The following is a 23,107-nucleotide window of genomic DNA, read 5'->3' on the forward strand; positions in this document are numbered from 1 at the left end:
TTCCGCTCAAACACCCCTGGCGTCGCGCATGTCGCCTTCCATCCCGGTGAAGGTGTCGTCGACCGAGGTCGCAGGCGGCCGGCCCAACAGGCTGACGCCGACGATCGCAAGCGTGGCCAGCGCCACGCCCGGGATCATCTCGTACACCCCGAACCAGCCAAAGCGGTTCCACACCAGCACGACCAGCGAGCCCACCAGCATGCCGGCCAACGCGCCATCGCGGGTCATGCGCCGCCACAGCAGCGACAGGACGATGACCGGCCCGAAGGCGGCGCCGAAGCCGGCCCAGGCGTAGCTGACCAGCTGCAGCACGCGCGCGTCGGGGTCGCGCGCCATCCAGATCGCCACCAGCGACACCAGCAGCAGCGTGATGCGGCCGACCCAGAGCAGTTCCACCTGGCTGGCCGTGCGCCGCAGGAAGGCGCGGTAGAAATCCTCGGTCAGCGCGCTCGAACACACCAGCAACTGGCTGTTGAGCGTGGACATGATCGCGGCCAGGATCGCCGAGAGCAGGATGCCGGCGATCCAAGGATGGAACACGACCGTGACCAGCGACAGGAACACGCGCTCGGCGTTCTCCTGGACCGGCCCGGCGAACTCGGGATTGTTGGCGAACCAGCCGATGCCGAAGAAGCCCACGCCCAGCGAACCGAACAGGCACAGCAACATCCAGCCCACGCCGATGCGCCGCGCGGTGGGAATGGATGCCACCGATTCGGCGGCCATGAAACGCACCAGGATGTGCGGCTGGCCGAAATAGCCCAGGCCCCAGGCCAGGCCCGACACGATGGCCACCCAGCCGCCAGCCCCGACCAGGCTGAGGTAGGCCACGTCGACCTCGCGCACCAGCGCCACGGAATCGGCGAAGCCGCCATTGAAATAGACCACGGTGATCGGCGTCACCACCAGCGCGAACAACATCAGCAGTCCCTGCGCCGTGTCGGTCCAGCTCACGGCCAGGAAACCGCCCACCAGCGTATAGGCGATGGTCACGCCGGCACCGATCCAGATCGCCGTGGCGTAGGGCACGCCGAACACGCCCTCGATGAGGCGGCCGCCGGCGACCACGCCGGAGGCGACGTAGAGGGCGAAGAACACGAGGATGACAAGCGCGGGCACGACCCGCAGCAGGCGGCTGCGGTCCTCGAACCGGTGGGTGAAGTAGTCCGGCAACGTCAGCGAGTTGTTCGCGCGTTCGGTATAGGCGCGCAGCGTCCGGCAACCAGCGTCCAGTTCAGCCACGCGCCCGCCACCAGGCCCACGCCGATCCACATTTCCGACAGGCCGCTCAGGAAGATCGCCCCGGGCAGGCCAAGCAGCAGCCAGCCGCTCATGTCGGAAGCACCCGCCGACAGCGCGGTGACCGTCGGTCCGAGTTTGCGCCCGCCGAGGATGTAGTCGTCGAAATCGTTCGTACGTCGCCAGGCGTAGTAGCCGATCACGACCAGGCCAAGCATGTACAGCGCGAAGGCTACGTAGGTCGGCGTGGATACGTTCATGCAACTCCAGTACGGCGAAAGCGCGACAGCCTAACGCAGTTGTCGCCGCGAACCGAACCCCGCCCGACCCGGCGCTTGTCCACAGCAGGTGTGGAAAAGCGGTGGGGAAAGCCTGTGGATGGAACCCCACCAACCAATGCTGGCGCGGCTGTCGGCCGACTTGACGATTCCATGACCACCCAGCTCCGCGCTATCCACAAAACGTGTGGACAAGCCATGGGGAAAGCCTGTGGACAGCTCCCGAAGTTGCTTCGTGGGCACGCACTTGCGCCGCTGTGGCGATGCCATGACCACGCCGTTCGCCCGAGGGCTACTCGTCGTCGGGCCAGCGCGGCGCAGCGGACGCCTTCGACACGCGAGGCAGCGGCTGGCCGTCAACCGCCACCCATACCTGCAACATGTCGCGCGTCGCGGCCACGTCGTGCACGCGCAGGATCCTCGCGCCGCGCTGCACGGCGATCAATGCGGCTGCGGTCGAGCCCGCGATGCGGTCGTCCACCTCCCGCCCGGTCAACTCCCCGATCATGCGCTTGCGCGAAAGGCCCGCCAGGACCGGGCAGCCCAGGTCGCCGAACCGGTCCAGCCGCGCCAGCAGGGCCAGGTTGTGTTCGAGCGTCTTGCCAAACCCGAACCCCGGATCGAGCACCAGGCGACTCTTCGGGATGCCCGCCATCTCGCAGGCAAAGACCCGCTGCGCCAGGAACGCGTGCACCTCGGCCACCACGTCGTGGTACTCGGGAGCCTCCTGCATGCTGCGTGGCTCCCCCTGCATGTGCATCAGCACCACCGGCACGCCGGCCTCCGCCACCGCCTCCAGCGCACCCTCGCGACGCAGCGCGTACACATCGTTGACCAGGCCTGCCCCCGCGGCGAGTGCCGCACGCATCACCGGGGCCTTCGAGGTATCCACGGAGACCGGCACGCTGGTGCGCGCCAGCAGGCCCTCGATCACCGGCAACACCCGTGCCAGCTCATCGTCCCCGGACACATCCTGCGCCCCGGGGCGGGTGGACTCGCCACCGACATCGAGCAGGTCCGCACCGGCCTCGACCAAGGCCAGGCCGTGCGCGATAGCCGCCTCCGGCGTGTCCAGCCGCCCCCCGTCGGAGAACGAGTCCGGCGTCACGTTGACGATGCCCATGATGCGCGGGCGGTCGAGCACCAGCACGCGGCCGGCGCAGTCGAGTCGGGGCACGGAGGGATCGTCGAACATGGAAGGAGGATGCGCGGCCGAGGGAGCCACAGCGTAGCGCGAAAACGACGACGCCCCTCGCTGGAGGGGCGTCGCCTGGCGCATGTCCGCGTGGCTCAGACCTGCGGTGCGGGCCGCCGATCGGCCCGGCGGCGGGTTTGCCCCCGCCCTCGCCGTCGCTGGGCTTGTCGCCGCGACCGGTATTGCTCCAGTCGACCGGCGGCGGCACCTCGCGGCCCTCCATGATCGCGTCGATCTGCTTGGCGTCGATCGTCTCGTACTGCAGCAGCGCCTCGGCCATCACGTGCAGCTTGTCGATGTTCTCGGTCAGGATCTCGCGGGTGCGCTCGTAGGCCTTGTCGAGGATTGATCGCACCACCTCGTCGATCTTGCGCGCCGTGTCGTCGGACACCGACTTGTGCTGGGTCACCGAGCGGCCCAGGAACACCTCGTCCTCGTCGTCGCTGTAGGCGATCGGGCCCAACTCGTCGGAAAGGCCCCACTTGGTGACCATGTTGCGGGCCATCTTGGTGGCGCGCTCGATGTCGTTGGACGCGCCGGTGGTCACCTGGTCGTCGCCGAAGATCAGCTCCTCGGCCACGCGACCGCCGTAGAGCGAACACAGCTGGCTGCGGATCGCGACCTTGTTGATCGAGTACTTGTCGCCCTCCGGCAGGTACATCGTGACGCCCAGCGCACGGCCGCGGGGGATGATCGTCACCTTGTAGACCGGATCGTGCTCGGGCACGACGCGGCCGACGATGGCGTGGCCGGCCTCGTGGTAGGCGGTGAGCTTCTTCTCGTCCTCGCTCATCGCCATGGAACGACGCTCGGCACCCATCAGGATCTTGTCGCGGGCCTTGTCGAAATGGTCCATGCGCACGTCGCGCGCGTTCTCGCGCGCGGCGAACAGCGCCGCCTCGTTGACCAGGTTGGCCAGGTCGGCACCGGAGAAACCCGGGGTGCCGCGCGCGATGACCATCGGCTCGACATCGTCGGCCAGCGGCACCTTGCGCATGTGCACCTTGAGGATCTGGTCACGGCCGCGCACGTCGGGCAGGCCGACCACGACCTGGCGGTCGAAGCGGCCCGGGCGCAGCAGGGCCGGGTCGAGCACGTCGGGACGGTTGGTGGCCGCGACCACGATGACGCCCTCGCCACCCTCGAAGCCGTCCATCTCGACCAGCAGCTGGTTCAGGGTCTGCTCGCGCTCGTCGTGTCCGCCGCCCAGGCCGGCACCACGATGACGTCCCACCGCATCGATCTCGTCGATGAAGATGATGCACGGCGCGTGCTTCTTGGCCTGCTCGAACATGTCGCGCACCCGGCTGGCACCCACGCCGACGAACATCTCGACGAAGTCGGAGCCGGAGATCGAGAAGAACGGCACCTTGGCCTCGCCGGCGATCGCCCGCGCCAGCAGCGTCTTGCCGGTGCCCGGGGGGCCGACCATCAACACGCCGCGGGGGATCTTGCCGCCGAATTTCTGGAACTTGCCCGGGTCGCGGAGGAACTCGACGAGTTCGCCGACCTCCTCCTTGGCCTCGTCGCAACCCGCCACGTCGCCGAAGTTGACCTTGACCTGGTCCTCGCTCTGCATCTTCGCGCGCGATTTGCCGAAGCTCATCGCGCCCTTGCCGCCGCCACCGGACTGCAGCTGGCGCATGAAGAAGATGAAGATCGCGATGAACAGGATATAGGGCAGGAGGCTGAGGAAGATCATCCCGAAGGTCATCCTCGACTCTTCCTGCTGGATAGCGACCTCGTGGTACAGCAGGTCGTCGACCAGCTTGTCGTCCTGAGGCGCGATCACCGTGAACGAACCACCCGACCGCCGCTGCGCGGTGATCGTGCGGGTACGGCCCGCGTCCTCGATCACCACCTTGGAGATCTCGCCCGCGCGCACCTGGGCCACGAACTCGTTGTAGAGCACCGGCTGCTGCTCGCGGGTGTTGAAGCTCTGGAAGACCATCATCAGCACGACGGCGACGATTACCCAGAGCAACAGATTCTTGGCCAGATCGTTCATCTACATCATTCCTCTCAGCGCTTGCCGGTCGCCAGCACGTAAACCTCCGGGGAGCGGCTGCGGGAGGCCTTGGGTTTGCGAACCACCACCTTGCCATAGCGTGTGCGGAGGTCGCGGACAAATTCGTCGAATCCAACGCCCATGAACAGCTTCGCCAGGAAGCTGCCACCGGGCCTGAGGTGGTCCTGGGCGAAATCGCGGGCCAGCTCCACCAGGTACATCGATCGGGGCTGGTCCACCGACTCCACGCCACTGAAGTTGGGGGCCATGTCCGAAAGCACAAGGTCGGCCTCATCATCGCCCAGCAAAGCCTTCAGCCGAGAAAGTGCTTCCGCCTCCCTGAAGTCGCCGTGAAGGAACTCGACACCGGCTATGGAAGCCATCTCCAGGATGTCGAGCGCGATCACCCGGCCGGTCGAGCCCAGGCGGTTGCGGGCCAGCTGCGACCAGCCCCCCGGGGCCGCGCCGAGGTCGACCACGACCATCCCCGGCTTGACCAGCCGGTCGCGGTCGATGAGCTCCTCGAGCTTGAACGCGGCCCGCGAACGCAGTCCCTCCGCCTGCGCCTTTTTCACGTAGGGATCGGAGAAATGTCGTTGCAGCCATTGCTGGCTGCTCTTGCTGCGGGCCATGGGAGGGCGGTGCCAGTCGTCGAAACGGTTCCCCATGATACCCTTTCCGCCCCCTGCCCCGCCCTGAACCCGACCATGCCGACCCAACTCACCCCCACCCAGAAGCGCTACCTTCGCGGCCTGGCCCACGGCCTCAAGCCGGTCCTGCTGGTGGGCGGCAAGGGCATCACCGAAGGCGTGGTCGCCGAACTCGACCTGGTCCTGGATACCCACGAACTGGTCAAGGTCAAGCTGGCCGCGGAGGATCGCGAAACGCGCGACGCCTGGATCGCCGACCTGGCCACGCGCGCCGACGCGTCCCTGGTGCAGCGCATCGGCAACACCGCAGTGCTGTACCGCGGCCGCGAAAAGAAGCCGCAGGTCGTCCTGCCGCGCTGACGCGATGCAACTGCAACAGGACAGCAATCCGGCAGGCTACGTCGTGCGGCGCGTCGAGGCCGGCACGATCGAGGTGAACGATCGTTCCCTGGCGAGCAGCTTCATCGTCTACCCCTCCGGGCTGATCGAGGACTGGCCACCGCTGGATTGCCCGAGCCTTGAGCCGGGCCACCTGGAACAGGCCCTGTCGCTGGCACCGGAAGTCGTGCTGCTGGGCAGCGGCCCGGTGCAGCGCTTCCCCTCCCAGGCCGTCATGGCCGCCTGCCTCACCCGGGGTGTCGGCATCGAAGTAATGGACAACGCCGCCGCGGCACGTACCTACAATGTGCTCGCCGCCGAAGGCCGAAGCGTCGTCGCGGCGTTCCTGCTGCCGGGCTGAGCCCGAGCCTCAGCGACGCGGCAGGTGCTGCAGCGGGTCCACCGGGCGACCGTTGCGGCGGATCTCGAAGTGCAGCATGTCGCGGCTCGCGCCGCTTCGCCCCATCTCGGCCACCTGCTGGCCACCACGAACGGACTGGCCTTCCTCGACCAGCCGGCGCCGGTTGTGGCCGTAGGCCGACAGCCATTCGTCGGTGTGCTTGATGATGATCAGCTCCCCGTAGCCCACCAGACCCGAGCCGGAGTACACCACCACGCCATCCGCGGCGGCACGGACTTCCTGCCCGGACTGGCCGGCGATGTCGATGCCCTGCCGCGTGCTCTCGCCATCGACGAAGCGCCCGACCAGCTGGCCGTCGGCGGGCCACCGCCATGCGACCGGACCCGTGGCGACCACCGGTGCCGGGGCCGACACGCCCGAGGCGCCGGTGGAAGGGGTGGCAGCCGCCGGAGCCGTGGCCTGTCCCGTGGCGGGCGTGGTGCCGGGCGTGGCCGGTGACGGGCTGGTGGCCGCCTGCCCGCGCCGCGAGGACGCCGCGGTCGCCCTCGAGGAACGCGTATCCGGCGCAGGCTGCGCCGCGGGACGCGCAGCAGCCGTCTGTGTCGGCGCTGGCGCCCCGCCAGGCGGCTGCAGGCGGATGCGCTGCCCGGGGTAGATCGTGTAGGGCGCGCCGATCCCGTTCCAGCGCGCGACTTCCCGATAGTCCAGACCGTGCCGGAACGCGATGCCATAGAGCGTTTCGCCCCGCGCCACGACCGCCTCGGCCTGCGTCGCGCCGGCAGCCGGCCTGGCGGCCGGCTGCGAGGTCCTGGGTGCCTGGACCCCGGACTCGCGACGCACCACGTTCGAGCGCCCGCATCCGGCCAACAAAGCCAGCACGACGAGAACCGCGACCGCACGCAGCCCGACTGCACCCATCAACGCACCTCCAGCCACACCAGGGCGAGGAGCACCGCAACGGCCACGCCCCAGCCCAACCATTCCACGTAACGCCGGATCAGTCGCTCCAGGCGCTCCCCACCGAAGGCCACCAGGCCCGCCACGAGAAAGTAACGCATGCCCCGCCCGACGAGTGAGCCCAGGGTGAACGGCACCAGCCCGATGCCGGCCGCGCCGGCGGCGACGGTGAACACCTTGTAGGGGATCGGGGTGAAGCCGGCGACGAAGATGATCCAGAACCCGTAGCGCGTGAACAGCTCCTGGATTTCGTGGAAGGTCTCGACCTTGCCGGCGCGCTCGATCCACGGCCACACCGCCTCGAGCGCCAGGCTGCCCAGCGCGTAGCCAAGCAAGCCACCCAGCACGGACGCCACCGTGCAGATCAGCGCGAATCGCCACCACTTCTTCGGCTGCGCCAGCGCCATTGGCGCCAGCATGACGTCCGGCGGCACCGGGAAGATGACCGACTCGCTGGCGCTCACGCCGGCCAGGTAGGCAGGCGCGTGGCGGTGGGCTGCCAGGCGCAGGCAGCGGTCGTAGATGGGTCCGAAGATCTTCAAGGTGTCAGCCCAGGCCCGAGAGAAGTGGCACGAACACGACCGGGCCGAGGTCATCCTGCACGAGGCCATCCCCGGTTCGATGGAAGCGCAGCAACTGCTGGGCCGATGGCCCGCCGACCGGCGCGATCAGGACGCCGCCCGGATTGAGCTGGTCGAACAGCGCCTGCTCCAGCGCGGCCCCGCCGGCCGTCACGATGATCGCGTCGAACGGGGCCGCATCGGGCCAGCCGACCCGGCCATCGTCGTACCGGCAGCGCACGTTGCGCATGCCCAGCTTCAGCAGCCGCCGCCGCGTGGGCCGCAACAGCTCGTCGATCCGCTCCACGGTCAGCACCTGCTCGACCAGCAGCGACAGCACGGCGGCCTGGTAGCCAGAGCCCGTCCCCACTTCCAGCACCCGCGCCGGCCGGCCGAACTCCAGCAGCGCCTCGGTCATGCGCGCCACCACCCAGGGCTGGGAAATGGTCTGGCCGCAGCCGATCGGCAGCGCCGTGTCCTCGTAGGCCCGTGACGCCAGTGCCTCGTCGATGAACAGATGGCGCGGCACCGAGCGCATCGCCGCCAGCACGTCCTCGTTGCGGATACCGTTCTCGCGCAGGCGCTCGATCATGCGGTCGCGGGCGCGCTGGGACGTCATGCCCTGTCCGGCGGCCTCGGGGTTGAGTCGGAACCTTGGATTCATTGGCCCTGCTTCACTGCCTCGCCCAGGCCACCGACCCAGCTGGCCACCTTGTCGAGCGCCTGGTAACGGGTCAGGTCGACGTGGATGGGCGTGATGGAGATGTTCCCGGTGCGCACGGCATGGAAGTCGGTGCCCGCACCGGCATCCTGCTCGGCGCCAGGCGGACCGATCCACCAGACCGTACGCCCGCGTGGATCCTCCATCGGGATGCAGGCCTCGGCGCGGTGCCGATGCCCGAGCCGCGTCACCTCGAAGCCCCGGACGTCCTTCCACGGCAGATCGGGCACGTTGACGTTGAGGATGGTGTCGGCCGGCAACGGGTCCACCAGCAGGCGCGCGGTGATCTCGACCGCCGCACGTCCCGCGGTCTCGAAATGGCGTCCCTTGTGGTCGCCGGTCGCCAGCGAGATGGCTATGGCGGGCAGGCCGAGGAAACGCCCTTCCATCGCCGCGGCGACCGTGCCGGAATAGATCACGTCGTCGCCGAGGTTGGCGAAGTTGTTGATGCCCGACACGACGATGTCGGGGTCGAAGTCGAGCAGGCCCGACAGCGCCAGGTGGACGCAGTCGGTGGGCGTTCCGGCGATGCGCCAGGTGTCTTCGTCGACGCGAACCGCGCGGATCGGCTGGTCGAGCGTCAGCGAGTTGCTGGCACCCGAACGGTCGCGGTCAGGCGCCACCACGACGACCTCGTGCCCGGCCTTGCGCAGGCAGGCGGCGAGCACCTTGATGCCGGTGGCATCCACGCCGTCGTCGTTGCTGACCAGTACACGCATCGTTGCTTCCGCCAAAGCCGAGGATGATACCAGCCCGGACACCGCTTTCGCTGGCATGCCTTTCCCGCTTCGGCCGGTTAGTCTGGCCCCATGAGCAAGCGACCGAAGCCTCCCAGCCGTGTGCGGGCCCCGCCCCGGACCCCGAGGACGCGCGACTGTTCCGCGACGCGATCGGCCCGGTGCGGGCGCTTCCGGAGCCGCCCGCGCCACCGCCGCAGCGTCCGAAACCGGCACCGCGACCGCGGCAACGCGAACACGATGAGGCCGAGGCGATCCGCGACCTGCGGCAGCGGCCGTTCGACGCCAGCCTTGCCGACCCGGGCGAACCGCTGTCCTTCCGTCGCCCCGGCTTCCCCGACCGGCTCTTCCGGCGGCTGAAGCGCGGCGAGTTCGCCGTCGAGGACGAAGTCGACCTGCACCACCTGCGCGTCGCCGAGGCGGAAACCGTGCTGCGCGAATTCCTGGCGCAGGCCCACCAGTCCGACCAGCACTGCGTGCGGATCATCCACGGCAAAGGCCGGAACTCCGAATTCGGAACCCCGGTCCTCAAACTGCTGGTCGACAGGACCCTGGGCCAGCGCGGTGACGTGCTGGCCTATGTGTCCGCTCCGGCGCGCCAGGGAGGCACCGGGGCGGTGCTGGTGCTGCTCGGCGGCCGCCAGGGCCGCTGAGCGCGGTCAGTTGCCAGTGCGCTGGTCGCCGGCCTTGCTTTCAGGCGCGTTGATCCAGTGCACGGTCACTCCCCGCGTGCGGGCCGCCCGTTCGACCGCCTGCACGTAGGCACCGTCGACGTAGTAGCGGCCCGGCTGGGGCTCGGTGTGGGCGGTTTGCGGGGTGGCGCAACCCGCCAGGAGCGCCGTTGCGGCGACCAGCAAGCAAATCAGCATCGGACGAGACGTCTTCATATGACCTCCGGATCGATCCACACCCCACCATTGGGCTCCATTCAGGGGTGTCTGTTCAGCATACGCCTTTTCCGGCGTGTCGATCACGACCGTCCATCGCCCCGATCGTGCCGCTGGCCGTCCCCTTCCCGGGCCTCGCCGCCCGCCCCGGATGCCGCACCACGCACATCGCCCAGCTCATGCAGGACGCCCGTGGCATAGGCCCCCGGCGGCAGGTCGAAGCCCAGGCGCAAGACCCGCCCGGTCAGCCACTCCAGGCGGATCGACGGCACCCGGATCCGCAGCGCCCGACGCTCCTGCTTGAGGCCGGCGGCTTCCAGCCCCTCCAGAAGGTCGCTGAAACCGGCGGCCACCGCCTCCTCGAGCGCGCGGACCGCATCCTCGCTGCGCAGCTCGCCCCGGCCCCACAACGGGCCGGTGGGATGGATGTCCAGTGACGCCGCCCGCGCCCGCAACTCCTCATCCAGCGGCTCCGGACCGAAGACGCTGCGCGATCCGTCGAGCATCCACACCTCGCCTTCGCCGCCCGTGGCCCAGTCACCCTCCAGCACACGACGCGCCAGCACCGCATTGAACACGGCCGACCGGGCGGCAGAGAGCAGGATCGAGCGCTGGTCGCGCCTGACCCGACGACCGGCGAACATCGCGCGCGCCGCCTCGATGTTGCCGCCGCCGCGCCCGAAGCGCTGTTCACCGAAGAAGTTGGGCAGGCCGGTGGCGAGGATGCGCTCCACCCGCGCCTGCAGCGCGGAGCGGTCCCCTTCCACCTCGCGCAGGGTCAGCACGAAGCGATTGCCGGCCAGTGCACCGCGCGGCAGCTTGCGCGCATGCCAGGTGCTCGACAGCACCTGCATTCCATCGAGCTCCAGGCCGGAAAGCTCGGGAGCCACCCGCTTGGGCAGGTGCACGCTGAAGCGCTGCCGCGTGAGTGCGTGCCGGTCCTTGAGGCCGGCGTAGCCGACCGCATGCTCCGGCACCCCGGCCCACTGCGCGAGGTGGCGCGCGACGAACGCGGTGTTCATGCCGCGCTTCTCGACCTCCAGCAGCAGGTGCTCGCCCTCGCCACTGGGCTCGAAGGCCGGCAGTTCCTCCACCCGGAAGTCCTCGGGCTCGCTTCGCATCACCCCCGTCAGCAACGGCGGACCGAAGGCCCGGACCAGCGAAAAATCGTTCACGCCGGCACCAGGAGCACGGCCGCCTGCGCGGCGATGCCCTCGCCGCGGCCGGTGAAGCCCAGCCGTTCGGTCGTCGTCGCCTTGACGCTGACCACGCCGGCATCGACCTGCAGGTCCGCGGCCAGCACCTCGCGCATCGCGGCCACGTGGGCCCACCCGGGGCCGCTCGCAGATGATCGTCAGGTCGGCATTGCCCAGCGCATAGCCCTGCCCACGAACCAGCGCGAGGCAGTGCCTCAGGAAACTGCGGCTGTCGGCATCGCGCCAGCGCGGATCGCTGGGCGGGAAATGCCGCCCGATGTCGCCCAGGGCCAGCGCGCCCAGCATCGCATCGCACAGCGCGTGGATGGCCACATCGCCATCGGAATGCGCCAACAGGCCCTGGTCGTGGGCGATGCGCACACCTGCCAGGACCACGTGGTCGCCCTCACCGAAGGCATGGACATCGAATCCGGTACCGATGCGGGGGTGGCGATCAGCCATGGGACTCTCCCGAACGCGAAAGGATGAAGGCGGCAAGGGCGAGATCCGCCCGGGTGGTGACCTTGATGTTGTCCTCGCGCCCTTCCACCAGCAGCGGCTTGAGGCCGAGCCGCTCCATCGCCATCGACTCGTCGGTCACCACCACGCCTGCGGCGGCTGCGGCCAGCAACGCTCGCTGCAATCCGCCGCGCCGGAACATCTGCGGCGTCAGCGCCCTCCAGAGGGACTCGCGGGGCTCGGTGGCCACGACCCGGCACGCCTCGTCGGCCCGCTTGAGCGTGTCACGCACCGGGGCCGCAAGCAGGCCACCCACCGGATGCCGCCCGGCGCGCTCGAACAGACGGTCTAGATCGACGCGGGCCAGGCAGGGGCGTGCGGCATCGTGCACCAGGACGAAGTCCTCGTCGGCCACCGTGGCCGGCAGCGCCTGCAGGCCGGCCAGCACCGAGTCGGCGCGCTCACCGCCACCCGGCGCGGTCAGCACCGGCTTTCCGACACGATCGCGCCACCCCGGCCAATGGGCGTCCCCGGGTGCCAGGACCACCATCGCGCCGGTAATGCGGGGATGCGCGAGCAGGCGGTCGAGCGTGTGCGCGATCAAGGGCTCGCCCAACAGCGGCAGGTACTGCTTGGGCACCTCGGCGCCAAAGCGCAGGCCCCGGCCTGCCGCCGGGACCACCACCCAGCTCACCGTCGCCGCTCCGGAGCGGGCGCGGGCGCGTCCTCCACGATGCGGTAGAAGACTTCACCGGGCCGGATCATCCCCAGTTCCGCGCGTGCACGCTCCTCCACCGCATCCTCGCCTTCCTTGAGGTCGTCGACTTCCGCCGCCAGCGCGTCGTTGCGCAACTTCAGCCGATCGTTCTCCCGCGACTGGGTGGCCACAGCCTCCCCCAGGCGGTCCACCTCGCCGCGACCGGTCGCACCGCTCCACAGGCGCACCTGCAGCGCAATCAGCAGCGCGACCAGCAGCACGGCGAGCAGGCGCATCACGGCGGCGTAGGCTCCCTCAGCGCTTCATGTGCAGGAATGCATCGCGGCCGGCATAGCGCGCCTTGGCGCCCAACGCCTCCTCGATGCGCAGCAGCTGGTTGTATTTCGCCACGCGGTCGGAGCGGCACAGCGATCCGGTCTTGATCTGCGTGGCCGTGGTCGCCACGGCGATGTCGGCGATCGTGGTGTCCTCGGTTTCGCCGGAGCGGTGCGAGACGACCGCGGCATAGCCGGCCTGGTCGGCCATCGCGATCGCCTCCAGCGTCTCGGTCAGCGTGCCGATCTGGTTGACCTTGATCAGGATGGCGTTGCCGATGCCGCGATCGATGCCTTCGCGGAAGATCTTCGGGTTGGTCACGAACAGGTCGTCGCCGACCAGCTGGACCTTCGAGTTCAGGCGGTCGCTGAGGAGCTTCCAGCCTTCCCAGTCGGCCTCGTCCATGCCGTCCTCGATCGTCACGATCGGGTATTTGTCGCACCAGTCCTCGAGGAAGTCGACGAACTGCCCGGCGTCGAGCCGCTTGCCCTCGCCGGCCAGGTGGTAACGGCCCTCGGAGTGGAACTCCGAACTGGCGACGTCCAGGCCCAGCAGGATGTCGTCACCGGCGGTGTAACCCGCCTTCTCGACCGCTTCCAGGATCGTCTCCAGGGCCTCCTCGTTGGAGCGCAGGTCGGGCGCGAAACCGCCTTCATCGCCCACGGCGGTGCTCAGTCCGCGCTCGCGCAGCACCGAGCGCAGCGCGTGGAAGATCTCCGTGCCGGCGCGCAGCGCCTCGGAGAAGCGGTCGAAGCCGACCGGCAGGATCATGAACTCCTGCATGTCGACATTGTTGTCGGCGTGCGCACCGCCGTTGATGATGTTCATCATCGGCACCGGCAGCGCCACTTCCCGTCCGCTGGCCAGGTGGCACCACAGCGGCAGCCGGCGAGAGGCGGCCACCGCATGGGCGGCGCCCATCGACACGCCCAGCAGCGCATTGGCGCCCAGCCGACCCTTGTTCTCGGTGCCGTCGAGCGCGATCAGCTTCGCGTCCAGGCCGGCCTGGTCGGCGGCGTCGAAACCCGACAGCGCGCGGGCGATGTCCCCGTTGACGTGGCCGACGGCCTTGCGCACGCCCTTGCCCAGGTAGCGCGCCTGGTCGCCATCACGCAGCTCGACCGCCTCGCGGGTGCCGGTGGATGCACCCGAGGGCACCAGGGCCCGGCCGAAACTGCCGTCGCCCAGGGTCACCTCGGCCTCGAGGGTGGGGTTGCCCCGGGAGTCGAGGACTTCGCGTGCATGGATCGTGCTGATCGTGGTCATGATCTTGTTGTCTTTCCTTGGGTCACGGATTGGTTGAGTTCGCCCTGCAGCCGGGCGAGCCGCTGCTCCCGGAGTGCGGCGACCAGCCGCCGGCTGGCCTGGAAGCGCCACACCATCAGGCCGGCCACGCCGGCCACGGCCGCCAGCACCATGACGGCCAGCGTGCGCAGCAACGGCCGCGGCAGCGCCAGGTCGAAGAACGTCCCGGCCGCCAGTGGCAGCACCGCCAGCAGGGCCAGCAGCGGCAGCCACCGGCTCAGGCGCACATAGGCGGCGTGACGACGCGCTGCTTCATCGCGCGCGGCCTGCACCGCCGGTGAGTCTTCGCTCACGCCTGCTCCAGGAAGCCGTTCTTCTTGGTGACCCGGTCGATCGCGACCAGGGTCTCGAGCAGCGCCTGCATCTGGTCGAGCGGCCACGCGTTGGGGCCGTCGGACAAGGCCTTGGACGGGTCCGGATGGGTTTCGGCGAACAGCCCGGCGATGCCGACCGCCACCGCCGCGCGGGCGAGCACCGGCACGAACTCGCGCTGGCCGCCCGAGCTGGCACCCTGGCCGCCGGGGAGCTGCACCGAGTGCGTGGCATCGAACACCACCGGGCAGCGCGTCTCGCGCATGACCGCCAGCGAGCGCATGTCCGAGACCAGGTTGTTGTAGCCGAAGCTGGCACCCCGCTCGCAGACCATGATCTGCCCGTTGCCGACCGCCTTCGCCTTCTCGACCACGTGCTTCATGTCCCAGGGCGCCAGGAACTGGCCCTTCTTGATGTTCACCGGCTTGCCGGCACGGGCCACGTTCTGGATGAAGTCGGTCTGCCGGCACAGGAAGGCCGGCGTCTGCAGCACGTCGACAACGCTGGCGACCTCGTCCATCGGCGTGTACTCGTGCACGTCGGTGAGCACCGGCACGCCGATCTGCCGCTTCACTTCGGCCAGCACCTTCAACCCCTCCTCCATGCCCGGGCCGCGGAAGCTGGTCGAGGAGCTGCGGTTGGCCTTGTCGAAGCTGGACTTGAAGATGAAGGGGATGCCGAGCGCATCGGTCATTTCCTTGAGCCGACCGGCGGTGTCGAGCTGCAACTGCATCGACTCGATCACGCACGGGCCGGCGATCAGGAAGAACGGCCGGTCCAGGCCGACCTCGAAGCCACACAGGTTCATGCGATCGCTCATCAGGCCTGGGCCTCCTTCAGCAGTGCGCCACCGGCGCGTCGCTCGCGCGCGGCGCGGATGAAGCCGACGAACAGCGGGTGGCCGTCGCGCGGGGTGGACTGGAATTCCGGGTGCGCCTGGCAGGCCACGAACCACGGGTGGTCGGGCAGCTCGACCATCTCCACCAGCAGGTCGTCCATCGACTTGGCGGAGATCACCAGGCCGGCGTCCTCGAGCTGGGTGCGGTAGCGGTTGTTGAACTCGTAGCGGTGGCGATGGCGCTCCGCGACGATGTCGCGCCCGTACATCGCGCGCGCGCGGGTGCCGGGCTTGAGCCGGCATTCCTGCAGGCCCAGGCGCATCGTGCCGCCCAGGTCGGAATCCTCCGAACGGCGTTCCACCTCGCCCGAGGAAGTGCGCCACTCGGTGATCAGCCCGATCACCGGATGCGGATTGTGGCGATCGTTCTCGGTGGAATTGGCGCCCTCCAGCCCGGCCACGTGGCGAGCGAAATCCACGACCGCCGCCTGCATGCCGTAGCAGATGCCGAAGTACGGCACGCCGTTCTCGCGGGCGTATTTCGACGTGAGCACCTTGCCCTCGAAGCCCCGGTCGCCGAAGCCGCCCGGCACCAGGATCGCGTCGACGTCCTCCAGCAGGCCGGTGCCCTGCTTCTCGATCTCCTCGGACTCCAGCCACTTCAGCCGCACCTTGGTGCGCTGCCGCAGGCCACCGTGCTTGAGCGCTTCGGCGACCGACTTGTAGGCGTCCTGGTGGTCGACGTACTTGCCCACCACCGCCACGGTGACCTCGTCGACCGGACTCTGGTTGGCGTCGACCACTTCCTGCCAGTCCGACAGGTCCAGCTCGCGGCTGGGCTGCAGGCGCAGGCGTTCCACGACGATGTCGTCGAGGCCCTGGTTGTGCAGCCACAGCGGGATCTTGTAGATGTCGTCGACATCCAGCGCGTTGATGACCGCCTTCTCCTGCACGTTGGTGAACAGGGCGATCTTGCGGCGCTCGGACTCCGGCAGCGGCTGCTCGGAGCGGCACACCAGGATGTCGGGCTGGATGCCGATCGAGCGCAGTTCCTTGACCGAATGCTGGGTCGGCTTGGTCTTGAGCTCGCCTGCGGCGGCGATCCATGGCACCAGGGTCAGGTGCATGAAGATCGCCTTGTCCGGGCCGCGCTCGGTGCGGATCTGGCGGATCGCCTCCAGGAACGGCAGCGACTCGATGTCACCCACGGTGCCGCCGATCTCGACCAGGCCGACGTCGAAGCCGGCCGTGGCCTCGTCGATGCAGCGCTTGATCTCGTCGGTGATGTGCGGGATCACCTGGACGGTCGCACCGAGGTAGTCGCCGCGGCGCTCCTTGCGGATCACGTTCTCGTAGATGCGTCCAGTGGTGACGGAGTTCTTCCGGGTCAGCCGCACGCGCACGAAGCGCTCGTAATGGCCCAGGTCCAGGTCGGTCTCGGCCCCGTCGTCGGTGACGTAGACCTCGCCGTGCTGGAACGGGCTCATCGTGCCCGGATCACGTTGATGTAGGGATCGAGCTTCATCAACGTGGGACGGAGGCCACGGGCCTCGAGGATGGCGGCAAGCGACGCCGACGCGATGCCCTTCCCGAGGGAAGAAACCACACCGCCGGTAACGAAGATCAGGGGAGTCATGGGATCTAGGGTGCCGGAAAACCCTATTCTACCGAGTGACCGCCGCCACCGCGACTACCGGCGGGAGAAGGCGTTCATCCCGTGCCGCAGGCGTGCCCTGCGGCGGGGCCGGCGATCGCCGGACCCGCCTACTGGCAGCGGATCCCCACTCGACCGCCCCGAACCGCCCGATCACTCGTGCCGATCGTCATCGTCGTCGATCTCGTGCTCTTCCGGCGTGTCGGTCTCTTCAGCCAGGGCGGTCTCGGATTCCATGTGGGTGCGCACATTGCCCTTCGCGTCGGTTCCGTCTTCGTCGGTGGTGGCCTCGCCGCCGGCGCGTTGCGAGTCGATCGCAGCGCGCTCCTGCGGCGTCAGGTCGCCATCGGTGTCGACTTCGCGCTCGGCGACGGGCCCGGTCGGCGTCATCGGCCCCATCGACGGCGAGGCCGACGTGGGGGCCGCCTGGGCGGCGGTGGGTGCCGGCTGCTCGGGCGGCGGCGGCGGCGGCTCTTCCCGCCCGCAGGCGGCCAGGGTCAATACGGACAGGCTCGCGAAAAGGCTGATCAGGCTGCTGCGCATCTGGGTTTCTCCCGGCAGGTCGGCTCTCCGGAGTCTATCGCGCCGCAGGTGAGGATGGTGACGTCCCTCCCCTCCCCGGCCTTGGACTTTCGTCTTGACCCCGCCCGGGCCCGCCGCCATCCTGCCGCCTCCGGCGCACGATCGCGCGCCCGCCCCCGCTGAAGGCCGTCGAACTTGAATACCCGCTACAACGCCGCCGATATCGAAGTCCTTTCCGGCCTGGACCCGGTCAAGCGCCGCCCGGGCATGTATACCGACACCACCCGCCCGAACCACCTGGCCCAGGAAGTGGTGGACAACTCCGTCGACGAGGCCCTGGCAGGCCATGCGAAGACGATCGAAGTCACGCTTTTCGCCGATGGCAGTTGCGAAGTGTCCGACGATGGCCGCGGCATGCCGGTCGACATCCATCCCGAGGAGGGCATTCCCGGCGTCGAGCTGATCCTGACCCGCCTGCACGCGGGCGGGAAGTTCTCCAACCGCAACTACACCTTCTCCGGCGGCCTGCATGGGGTCGGCGTCAGCGTGGTCAACGCGCTCTCGACGCGGGTGGACGTGTACATCAAGCGCGAGGGCAGCGAGTACCACATGGCGTTCCGCGACGGCCTGACCGACAGCGCCCTGACCGAGACCGGAACCGTCGGCAAGCGCAACACCGGCACCCGCCTGCGCTTCTGGGCCGACCCGAAGTACTTCGACACGCCCAGGTTCGCGCTGCGCCCGTTGCGCCACCTGCTGCGCGCCAAGGCGGTGCTGTGCCCGGGCCTGACCGTGAAGCTGTTCGACGAGGCCAGTGGCGAGCGCAACGAATGGCACTACGCCGACGGCCTGCGCGACTACCTGGCTGCGCAACTGGCCGACCGGGAACTGTTGCCGCCGGAACTGTTCATCGGCGCGATGGCGAAGGAAACCGAAACCGTCGACTGGGCGTTGGCCTGGGTGCCCCCGGGCGAGATGGCCGGCGGCGAGCTGGTGCAGGAAAGCTACGTCAACCTCATCCCGACCGCCCAGCACGGCACCCACGTCAACGGCCTGCGCTCGGGCCTGACCGATGCGCTGCGCGAATTCTGCGACCTCCGCGGCCTGCTCCCACGCGGCGTGAAACTGGCGCCCGAGGATGTCTGGGACCGGGTCAGCTACGTGCTGAGCCTGAAGATGACCGACCCGCAGTTCTCCGGACAGACCAAGGAACGGCTGAGCTCGCGCCAGGCGGCCGGCGTGGTCGAGGGCGTGGCCCACGACGCGTTCTCGCTGTGGCTCAACCAGCACGTGGAGCTGGGCGAGAAGATCGCGCAGCTGGCGATCGACCGCGCTGCGGCGCGCCTGAAGACCGAGAAGCAGGTGGTGCGCAAGAAGGTCACCCAGGGCCCCGCACTGCCGGGCAAGCTGGCCGACTGCATCAGCCAGGACCTCTCGCGCACCGAGTTGTTCCTGGTCGAGGGCGACTCCGCCGGCGGCAGCGCCAAGCAGGCACGCGACAAGGACTTCCAGGCCATCCTTCCGCTGCGCGGCAAGATCCTCAACACCTGGGAGGTCGAATCAAGCGCGGTGCTCGGCTCGCAGGAAGTGCACGACCTGGCGGTGGCGATCGGCTGCGACCCGGGCAAGGACGACATCACCGGCCTGCGCTACGGCAAGGTCATCGTGCTTGCAGACGCCGACTCCGACGGGCTGCACATCGCCACCCTGCTCTCGGCGCTGTTCCTGAAACACTTCCCGGCACTGGTCGCCGCCGGCCATGTGTTCGTCGCGATGCCGCCGCTGTTCCGCGTCGACGTGGGCAAGCAGGTGTTCTACGCGCTCGACGAAGAGGAAAAGCGCATCCTCCTGGAGAAGATCGAGCGCGAGAAGGCCGAGAACAAGAAGGGCATGTCCGGTCCGGTCAGCGTGACGCGCTTCAAGGGCCTGGGCGAGATGAACCCGCCGCAGCTGCGCGAGTCGGCGATCCACCCCGACACCCGCAGGCTGGTGCAGCTCACGGTCGAGGACGCCGAAGGCACCGACGCGCTGATGGACATGCTGCTGGGCAAGAAGCGCGCCTCCGACCGCCGCGCCTGGCTGGAGGACAAGGGCGACCTGGCGACGCTGGAGGTCTGAGGACCCACGGGCCCTGGCACGCCCTATTCCAGGCAGGCCTGCAGAAGGCGCTCGAGCACCGGTTGCAGCCTCGCCGCCTTTTCCGGCAGGTACTCGAACCGGTCCTCGTCCATGTAGGTGCGTTGGCTGGTCTCCAGTTGCACCGCCTCCACGCCTTCGCCGGGGCGACCGTAGTGGCGGGTGATGTAGCCGCCCTTGAAGCGGCCGTTGGCCACCCAGTCGAACGCGTCCTGCCCCGCCAGCACCGCCTCGAGACGGCCCTGTAGTGCCGCGCTGCAACTGTGGCCGGTGGCGGTGCCCAGGTTGAGGTCCGGCAGCCGGCCCTCGAACAGCCACGGCACCTCGCCACGGATCGAATGGCCTTCCCACAGCACCACGCGCCCGTGCGCGCGGCGCAGGCGGGCGAGTTCGGCGGCCAGGACATCGTGGTAGGGCTGCCAGTACCGCTCGATGCGGTCCGCCACTTCCTCCGCTCCCGGCTCCTCGCCCTCGCGATACACGGCCCCACCGTCGAAACGCCGGGTCGGACACAGTCCGGTGGTGTTCTGACCCGGGTACAGCGACGTGTCCTCCGGCGAGCGGTTGAGGTCGACGACATAGCGCGAGTAACGCGGCACCAGGAGCGAAGCACCCAGTTCGCGGGCGAACGCGTACAGGGTGGAGACGTGCCAGTCGGTATCGGGAACGCCGCGCGCGGCCTCGGTCAGGCGATCGGCAAACCCGTCGGGAACGAGGATCCCGTCGTGCGGCAGGCTGACCAGCAACGGGACGGAGCCCTGGTGGAGGGAAAAGACCGGTTCCATCGCCACAGCATAGCGGGCAGAGCGGCTGGAGACAGTCCCCTCCACGACCCCTGCCACATGCGGCCATCACGCCTGCCCCTGCTGGAGCTGAAGGGCTCCGTGCGCCGCGTCTTCCCCGCCGCCGACATCGACAGCCGTCAGGTCCCCGTTGAAGCCAGCCTGCCTGCAGCTTCTCGACCGGCTCACGGGGCGCCACACCGCCGCAGGCTAGCGCAGCAGGACCAGCTCCTCGGCGGCCGTCGGGTGGATCGCCACGGTGGCATCGAAGTCGGCTTTGGTCGCGCCCATGCGCATCGCGACCGCGAAGCCCTGCAGCATCTCGTCGGCGGCCGGGCCCGCGACATGCAGGCCCACGACCCGCTCCTCCTCACCCACGCACACCAGCTTCACCAGCGCGCGCAACTCGCTGCCGGCCAGTGCCGCCAGCATCGGCCGGAAGTGGCCACGGTATACGCGCACGGCGCCATCGCCCCAGAGCTCCTTCGCGCGCGCCTCCGACTCGCCGATGCTGCCCAGGGGCGGACGGCCGAACACCACCGTGGGCACCGGCCCATCCAGCAGGGGCCCCGCCAGCGCGCCACCGAAAAGCTGGTCCGACAGCGCGCGCCCTGCCCGCACGGCCAATGGGGTGAGCTGTGGCCCCAGCGAGGCCACGTCGCCGATCGCGAAGACACCCGGCACGCTGGTGCGTCCGTGGGCGTCGACTTCGATCCGACCGTCCGTGGTGGTGGCCACGCCGAGTCCGGCGAGCCCCAGGCCCTCGGTGTTGGGCGCCCGCCCGATCGCCCAGAGCAATTCGTCGACCTCACCCTCGGGGGCCGAACCCCGCTTGCGCAGGCGATAGCACGCCCCGGACCGGGTCACGCCCTCGACCTCGACACCAAAGTGGAGGTCGACGCCCACATGCCTGAGGTGCAAGGCTGCGGCCTCGCTGAGGTCGAGGTCGAAATGTTCCAGCAGGCGCTCGCCGCGGACCAGCATGCATACCCTGCTGCCCAATGCACTCAGGATGCCGGCCAGCTCCACGGCGATATAGCCACCGCCCACCAGGACGATGCTCGGCGGTGGCTGCGCCAGGTCGAAGAAGCCGTCGGAATCGATGCCGAGTTCGCCGCCGGGGATCGATGCCCGCCGCGAACGGCCCCCGGTGGCGAGCAGGACGCCCCGGCCGGCGAGCTCCCAGCCGCTATGCGCCCCGTCCAGGCAGGTCACCAGGCCGGGACCGACGAGCCGACCCCGGGTGCGCAGCGTTACGACGCCTAGGTCGTCGAGCCGCTGGCGGTAACTGGCATGGATGTTGCCGATGTATCGCTGCCGGTGCTCGATGAAACGTGGCCAGTCGAGCGTGCGCTCATCGCCACTGAAGCACAGCGCCGTGGCGGTCTTCTGCATCAAGGCCAGTTCGGCGGCGAGCCACATCGCCTTCTTCGGCACGCAGCCGGCGTTCACGCATGTACCACCGAGCTCGTGGGGCTCCAGCAGGGCCACCCGGGCTCCGTGTTCGGCCGCACGGATGGCTGCCGCGATGCCACCCGAGCCCGCGCCCAGGACGATCAGGTCGAATTCGGAGTTTTCCATGCTTCGAGAGTGCAGCAAGCCCCGGCCGCTGTCATCCGATCCGGGTCATGCGGCCAGGCCACGGAAGCGGCCCGGGTTGGACGGTCGCGGGTCGACGACCGGTTCGCGCCCGCACAGCAGGTCGGCGACCAGGTGCCCGGTGACGGCGCTGAGGCTGACACCCAGCATGCCGTGGCCGGTGGCCAGCGTCATGTTGTCGAGGCCCGCCACGCGGCCGATGATGGGCAGGTCGTCCCAGGTCATGGGACGCCAGCCGTACCAGTCCTCCACGTGCACCGGCCCCTCGGGTTCGCGCAGGTACTCGCCTGCCCCACGGACCAGCGCCCTGAGCCGCGTCGGATTGAGGCGACTGTCGTATCCGGAGAACTCCATCGTGCTGCCGAGCCGGAAGCCGTCGCTCCAGGCCGTCACGCACACCCTGCGTTCCTCTAGCACCAGCGGGCGACGTGGCGCCAGGCTGGGCCGGCTGTAGGTGATCGAATAGCCCTTGCCGGGCTGCACCGGGACATGCAGCCCAAGGCCGCGTGCCATCGGGGCCGACCAGGCCCCGGAGGCCAGCACGACCTCGCGCGCCAGCAGGCGGCCGCGCTCGGTGTCCACATGGCCGATCGCGCTTGCTTCGCGTGAAAACCCCGTCACCCGGCAGCGCTCGTCGATGATGCCCCCGGCCTCCCGCACCGCCTGCGCCAGTCCGACCACGAGACGGTCGGGGCGCAGGCTGGCGTCGCCGGGGAAGTAAAGCCCCCCCGCCATGTCGGGCAGCAGGGACGGTTCCTCCAGCGCCAGGCGCCCGGACGACCACGCCTCGGCCTCGATGCCGAAGCCCTGGACCTCCTCGACCACCGCCGCGGCATGCTCCCAGCGGCGCGCGTCGCGATAGACATGGATCAACCCGCTGGGTTCGAAGTCGCAAGCCACGCGGGCGTCCTCGACCAGGTCCGCCAGCAGCAGCCGCGAGGCATTGAGCAGGCGACCCTTGGCGCGTCCGGCCTCGAGATAGTCGCGCCGGTTGCAGCGTGCGGCGAAACGCAGGAGCCAGGCCGCCAGTTCGGGGTCGAAGCGCGGCCGGATGTAGAACGGGGCGTCGGGCTGAAGCATCCACTTCAGGGCCTCGCCGATCGTTCCCGGCGCGGCCAGCGGTGCCGCATGGCTCGGCGTGATCGTGCCGCAATTGCCGTACGAACTGCCGCTGCCCACCGCGCCCTGCTCGACCACCCGCACCTGGCGCCCGGCCTTGAGCAGGTACCAGGCGCAGGCCAGGCCGATCACCCCGCCACCGATGATCAATACGTCGTCAGCTCTGGAATCCATCACGGCA

The 23,107-nt window shown here is 69.3% G+C and carries 23 protein-coding genes and 3 pseudogenes; 4 read left to right on the forward strand and 22 right to left on the reverse strand.

Annotated elements, in window-relative coordinates; translation table 11 throughout:
• Positions 1-6 precede the first annotated feature (6 nt).
• The 5 genes and pseudogenes from putP to rlmE form a co-directional block, all read right to left on the reverse strand.
• The gene (putP, locus tag FU658_RS02490) at positions 7-1,242 is read right to left on the reverse strand and encodes a sodium/proline symporter PutP (RefSeq protein WP_255505354.1); all 1,236 of its coding nucleotides are present in this window, start codon (positions 1,240-1,242) and stop codon (positions 7-9) included.
• Positions 1,176-1,499, reverse strand: coding sequence for a sodium:solute symporter family transporter (locus FU658_RS14975; protein WP_255505355.1), 324 nt, complete (start codon positions 1,497-1,499; stop codon positions 1,176-1,178). Before FU658_RS14975 ends, putP begins: the two co-directional genes overlap by 67 nt.
• A gap of 310 nt (positions 1,500-1,809) precedes the next feature.
• The gene (gene folP, locus FU658_RS02495) at positions 1,810-2,712 is read right to left on the reverse strand and encodes a dihydropteroate synthase (RefSeq protein ID WP_147890625.1); all 903 of its coding nucleotides are present in this window, start codon (positions 2,710-2,712) and stop codon (positions 1,810-1,812) included.
• Positions 2,713-2,809: 97 nt separating this feature from the next.
• Positions 2,810-4,720, reverse strand: a pseudogene (ftsH, locus tag FU658_RS02500) (ATP-dependent zinc metalloprotease FtsH); the annotation flags it as partial.
• Between the two features lie 14 nt (positions 4,721-4,734).
• The gene (gene rlmE, locus FU658_RS02505) at positions 4,735-5,352 is read right to left on the reverse strand and encodes a 23S rRNA (uridine(2552)-2'-O)-methyltransferase RlmE (protein WP_147890626.1); all 618 of its coding nucleotides are present in this window, start codon (positions 5,350-5,352) and stop codon (positions 4,735-4,737) included.
• A 75-nt stretch (positions 5,353-5,427) separates the two neighbouring features.
• Here rlmE and yhbY point away from each other — a divergent pair, with 75 nt between their 5' ends.
• Together yhbY and FU658_RS02515 are read left to right on the forward strand one after the other, a co-directional pair.
• Positions 5,428-5,730 carry a ribosome assembly RNA-binding protein YhbY gene (gene yhbY / locus FU658_RS02510; protein ID WP_147890627.1) on the forward strand — a complete coding sequence of 101 codons (303 nt, stop codon included), beginning with the start codon at positions 5,428-5,430 and terminating at the stop codon, positions 5,728-5,730.
• 4 nt (positions 5,731-5,734) lie between these two features.
• Positions 5,735-6,109, forward strand: a complete 375-nt coding sequence (locus FU658_RS02515) for an Mth938-like domain-containing protein (RefSeq protein ID WP_147890628.1) — start codon at positions 5,735-5,737, stop codon at positions 6,107-6,109.
• Between the two features lie 9 nt (positions 6,110-6,118).
• Here the strand turns inward: FU658_RS02515 and FU658_RS02520 are convergent, their stop codons facing one another.
• The 4 genes from FU658_RS02520 to surE are packed head-to-tail and all read right to left on the reverse strand — an operon-like array spanning position 6,119 to position 9,066.
• Entirely contained in the window at positions 6,119-7,027 is a 909-nt protein-coding gene (locus FU658_RS02520) for a peptidoglycan DD-metalloendopeptidase family protein (RefSeq protein ID WP_147890629.1), read from the reverse strand.
• Positions 7,027-7,608, reverse strand: coding sequence for a YqaA family protein (locus FU658_RS02525; RefSeq protein WP_147890630.1), 582 nt, complete (start codon positions 7,606-7,608; stop codon positions 7,027-7,029). The genes FU658_RS02520 and FU658_RS02525 overlap by 1 nt, the downstream gene beginning before the upstream one ends.
• A gap of 4 nt (positions 7,609-7,612) precedes the next feature.
• Complete coding sequence (locus tag FU658_RS02530) at positions 7,613-8,290, reverse strand: protein-L-isoaspartate(D-aspartate) O-methyltransferase (RefSeq protein WP_147890631.1); 678 nt, start codon at positions 8,288-8,290, stop codon at positions 7,613-7,615.
• Positions 8,287-9,066 (reverse strand): 5'/3'-nucleotidase SurE, encoded by a 780-nt coding sequence (gene surE / locus FU658_RS02535; protein WP_147890632.1) that lies wholly within the window; start codon positions 9,064-9,066, stop codon positions 8,287-8,289. Before surE ends, FU658_RS02530 begins: the two co-directional genes overlap by 4 nt.
• A 170-nt stretch (positions 9,067-9,236) precedes the next feature.
• On the opposite strand from surE, the gene FU658_RS02540 reads away from it, so the two are divergent.
• Positions 9,237-9,737: a Smr/MutS family protein gene (locus tag FU658_RS02540; protein WP_255505372.1), complete on the forward strand. Its 501-nt coding sequence runs from the start codon at positions 9,237-9,239 to the stop codon at positions 9,735-9,737.
• Between the two features lie 6 nt (positions 9,738-9,743).
• Here FU658_RS02540 and FU658_RS02545 read toward each other — a convergent pair whose 3' ends face one another.
• The 10 genes and pseudogenes from FU658_RS02545 to FU658_RS02590 form a co-directional block, all read right to left on the reverse strand.
• Complete coding sequence (locus FU658_RS02545; protein WP_147890634.1) at positions 9,744-10,058, reverse strand: hypothetical protein; 315 nt, start codon at positions 10,056-10,058, stop codon at positions 9,744-9,746.
• The gene (gene truD / locus FU658_RS02550; protein ID WP_255505356.1) at positions 10,055-11,146 is read right to left on the reverse strand and encodes a tRNA pseudouridine(13) synthase TruD; all 1,092 of its coding nucleotides are present in this window, start codon (positions 11,144-11,146) and stop codon (positions 10,055-10,057) included. The genes FU658_RS02545 and truD overlap by 4 nt, the downstream gene beginning before the upstream one ends.
• Positions 11,143-11,629: pseudogene (gene ispF / locus FU658_RS02555) on the reverse strand (2-C-methyl-D-erythritol 2,4-cyclodiphosphate synthase). The gene truD and the pseudogene ispF overlap by 4 nt, the downstream one beginning before the upstream one ends.
• A complete protein-coding gene (gene ispD / locus FU658_RS02560; protein ID WP_147890635.1) occupies positions 11,622-12,320 on the reverse strand; it encodes a 2-C-methyl-D-erythritol 4-phosphate cytidylyltransferase in 699 nt (232 codons plus the stop codon). Before ispD ends, ispF begins: the two are co-directional and overlap by 8 nt.
• On the reverse strand, positions 12,317-12,619 hold the full coding sequence (gene ftsB / locus FU658_RS02565) for a cell division protein FtsB (protein WP_147890636.1): 303 nt from the start codon (positions 12,617-12,619) through the stop codon (positions 12,317-12,319). The genes ispD and ftsB overlap by 4 nt, the downstream gene beginning before the upstream one ends.
• 19 nt (positions 12,620-12,638) lie before the next feature.
• Complete coding sequence (eno, locus tag FU658_RS02570; RefSeq protein WP_147890637.1) at positions 12,639-13,925, reverse strand: phosphopyruvate hydratase; 1,287 nt, start codon at positions 13,923-13,925, stop codon at positions 12,639-12,641.
• A complete protein-coding gene (locus tag FU658_RS02575; protein ID WP_147890638.1) occupies positions 13,922-14,257 on the reverse strand; it encodes a hypothetical protein in 336 nt (111 codons plus the stop codon). Before FU658_RS02575 ends, eno begins: the two co-directional genes overlap by 4 nt.
• On the reverse strand, positions 14,254-15,084 hold the full coding sequence (gene kdsA / locus FU658_RS02580) for a 3-deoxy-8-phosphooctulonate synthase (RefSeq protein WP_147890738.1): 831 nt from the start codon (positions 15,082-15,084) through the stop codon (positions 14,254-14,256). The genes FU658_RS02575 and kdsA overlap by 4 nt, the downstream gene beginning before the upstream one ends.
• A gap of 11 nt (positions 15,085-15,095) precedes the next feature.
• Positions 15,096-16,750: pseudogene (gene pyrG, locus FU658_RS02585) on the reverse strand (CTP synthase).
• Between the two features lie 171 nt (positions 16,751-16,921).
• Positions 16,922-17,311: a hypothetical protein gene (locus tag FU658_RS02590; protein ID WP_147890639.1), complete on the reverse strand. Its 390-nt coding sequence runs from the start codon at positions 17,309-17,311 to the stop codon at positions 16,922-16,924.
• Positions 17,312-17,485: 174 nt separating this feature from the next.
• Between FU658_RS02590 and parE the strand changes: the two genes are divergently transcribed.
• On the forward strand, positions 17,486-19,408 hold the full coding sequence (gene parE, locus FU658_RS02595; protein WP_147890640.1) for a DNA topoisomerase IV subunit B: 1,923 nt from the start codon (positions 17,486-17,488) through the stop codon (positions 19,406-19,408).
• Positions 19,409-19,431: 23 nt separating this feature from the next.
• Here the strand turns inward: parE and hutG are convergent, their stop codons facing one another.
• The 3 genes from hutG to FU658_RS02610 all read right to left on the reverse strand — a co-directional run bounded on the left by hutG (position 19,432) and on the right by FU658_RS02610 (position 23,100).
• On the reverse strand, positions 19,432-20,211 hold the full coding sequence (gene hutG / locus FU658_RS02600) for an N-formylglutamate deformylase (protein ID WP_147890641.1): 780 nt from the start codon (positions 20,209-20,211) through the stop codon (positions 19,432-19,434).
• 207 nt (positions 20,212-20,418) lie between these two features.
• The gene (locus FU658_RS02605) at positions 20,419-21,789 is read right to left on the reverse strand and encodes an FAD-dependent oxidoreductase (RefSeq protein ID WP_147890642.1); all 1,371 of its coding nucleotides are present in this window, start codon (positions 21,787-21,789) and stop codon (positions 20,419-20,421) included.
• Between the two features lie 45 nt (positions 21,790-21,834).
• Positions 21,835-23,100, reverse strand: coding sequence for an NAD(P)/FAD-dependent oxidoreductase (locus FU658_RS02610; protein WP_147890643.1), 1,266 nt, complete (start codon positions 23,098-23,100; stop codon positions 21,835-21,837).
• Positions 23,101-23,107 lie beyond the last annotated feature (7 nt).

Origin of the sequence: Alkalisalibacterium limincola, from assembly GCF_008017755.1 — a bacterium.
In the GTDB taxonomy this organism is placed as follows: domain Bacteria; phylum Pseudomonadota; class Gammaproteobacteria; order Xanthomonadales; family Xanthomonadaceae; genus Alkalisalibacterium; species Alkalisalibacterium limincola.

Bases quoted from the DNA above. Each gene is read 5' to 3' on its own strand.
- FU658_RS14975 (WP_255505355.1), bottom strand. From the start codon at position 1,499: ATGAACGTATCCACGCCGACCTACGTAGCCTTCGCGCTGTACATGCTT.
- folP (WP_147890625.1), bottom strand. From the start codon at position 2,712: ATGTTCGACGATCCCTCCGTGCCCCGACTCGACTGCGCCGGCCGCGTG.
- rlmE (WP_147890626.1), bottom strand. From the start codon at position 5,352: ATGGCCCGCAGCAAGAGCAGCCAGCAATGGCTGCAACGACATTTCTCC.
- yhbY (WP_147890627.1), top strand. From the start codon at position 5,428: ATGCCGACCCAACTCACCCCCACCCAGAAGCGCTACCTTCGCGGCCTG.
- FU658_RS02515 (WP_147890628.1), top strand. From the start codon at position 5,735: ATGCAACTGCAACAGGACAGCAATCCGGCAGGCTACGTCGTGCGGCGC.
- FU658_RS02520 (WP_147890629.1), bottom strand. From the start codon at position 7,027: ATGGGTGCAGTCGGGCTGCGTGCGGTCGCGGTTCTCGTCGTGCTGGCT.
- FU658_RS02530 (WP_147890631.1), bottom strand. From the start codon at position 8,290: ATGAATCCAAGGTTCCGACTCAACCCCGAGGCCGCCGGACAGGGCATG.
- surE (WP_147890632.1), bottom strand. From the start codon at position 9,066: ATGCGTGTACTGGTCAGCAACGACGACGGCGTGGATGCCACCGGCATC.
- ftsB (WP_147890636.1), bottom strand. From the start codon at position 12,619: ATGCGCCTGCTCGCCGTGCTGCTGGTCGCGCTGCTGATTGCGCTGCAG.
- eno (WP_147890637.1), bottom strand. From the start codon at position 13,925: ATGACCACGATCAGCACGATCCATGCACGCGAAGTCCTCGACTCCCGG.
- kdsA (WP_147890738.1), bottom strand. From the start codon at position 15,084: ATGAACCTGTGTGGCTTCGAGGTCGGCCTGGACCGGCCGTTCTTCCTG.
- FU658_RS02590 (WP_147890639.1), bottom strand. From the start codon at position 17,311: ATGCGCAGCAGCCTGATCAGCCTTTTCGCGAGCCTGTCCGTATTGACC.
- hutG (WP_147890641.1), bottom strand. From the start codon at position 20,211: ATGGAACCGGTCTTTTCCCTCCACCAGGGCTCCGTCCCGTTGCTGGTC.
- FU658_RS02605 (WP_147890642.1), bottom strand. From the start codon at position 21,789: ATGGAAAACTCCGAATTCGACCTGATCGTCCTGGGCGCGGGCTCGGGT.
- FU658_RS02610 (WP_147890643.1), bottom strand. From the start codon at position 23,100: ATGGATTCCAGAGCTGACGACGTATTGATCATCGGTGGCGGGGTGATC.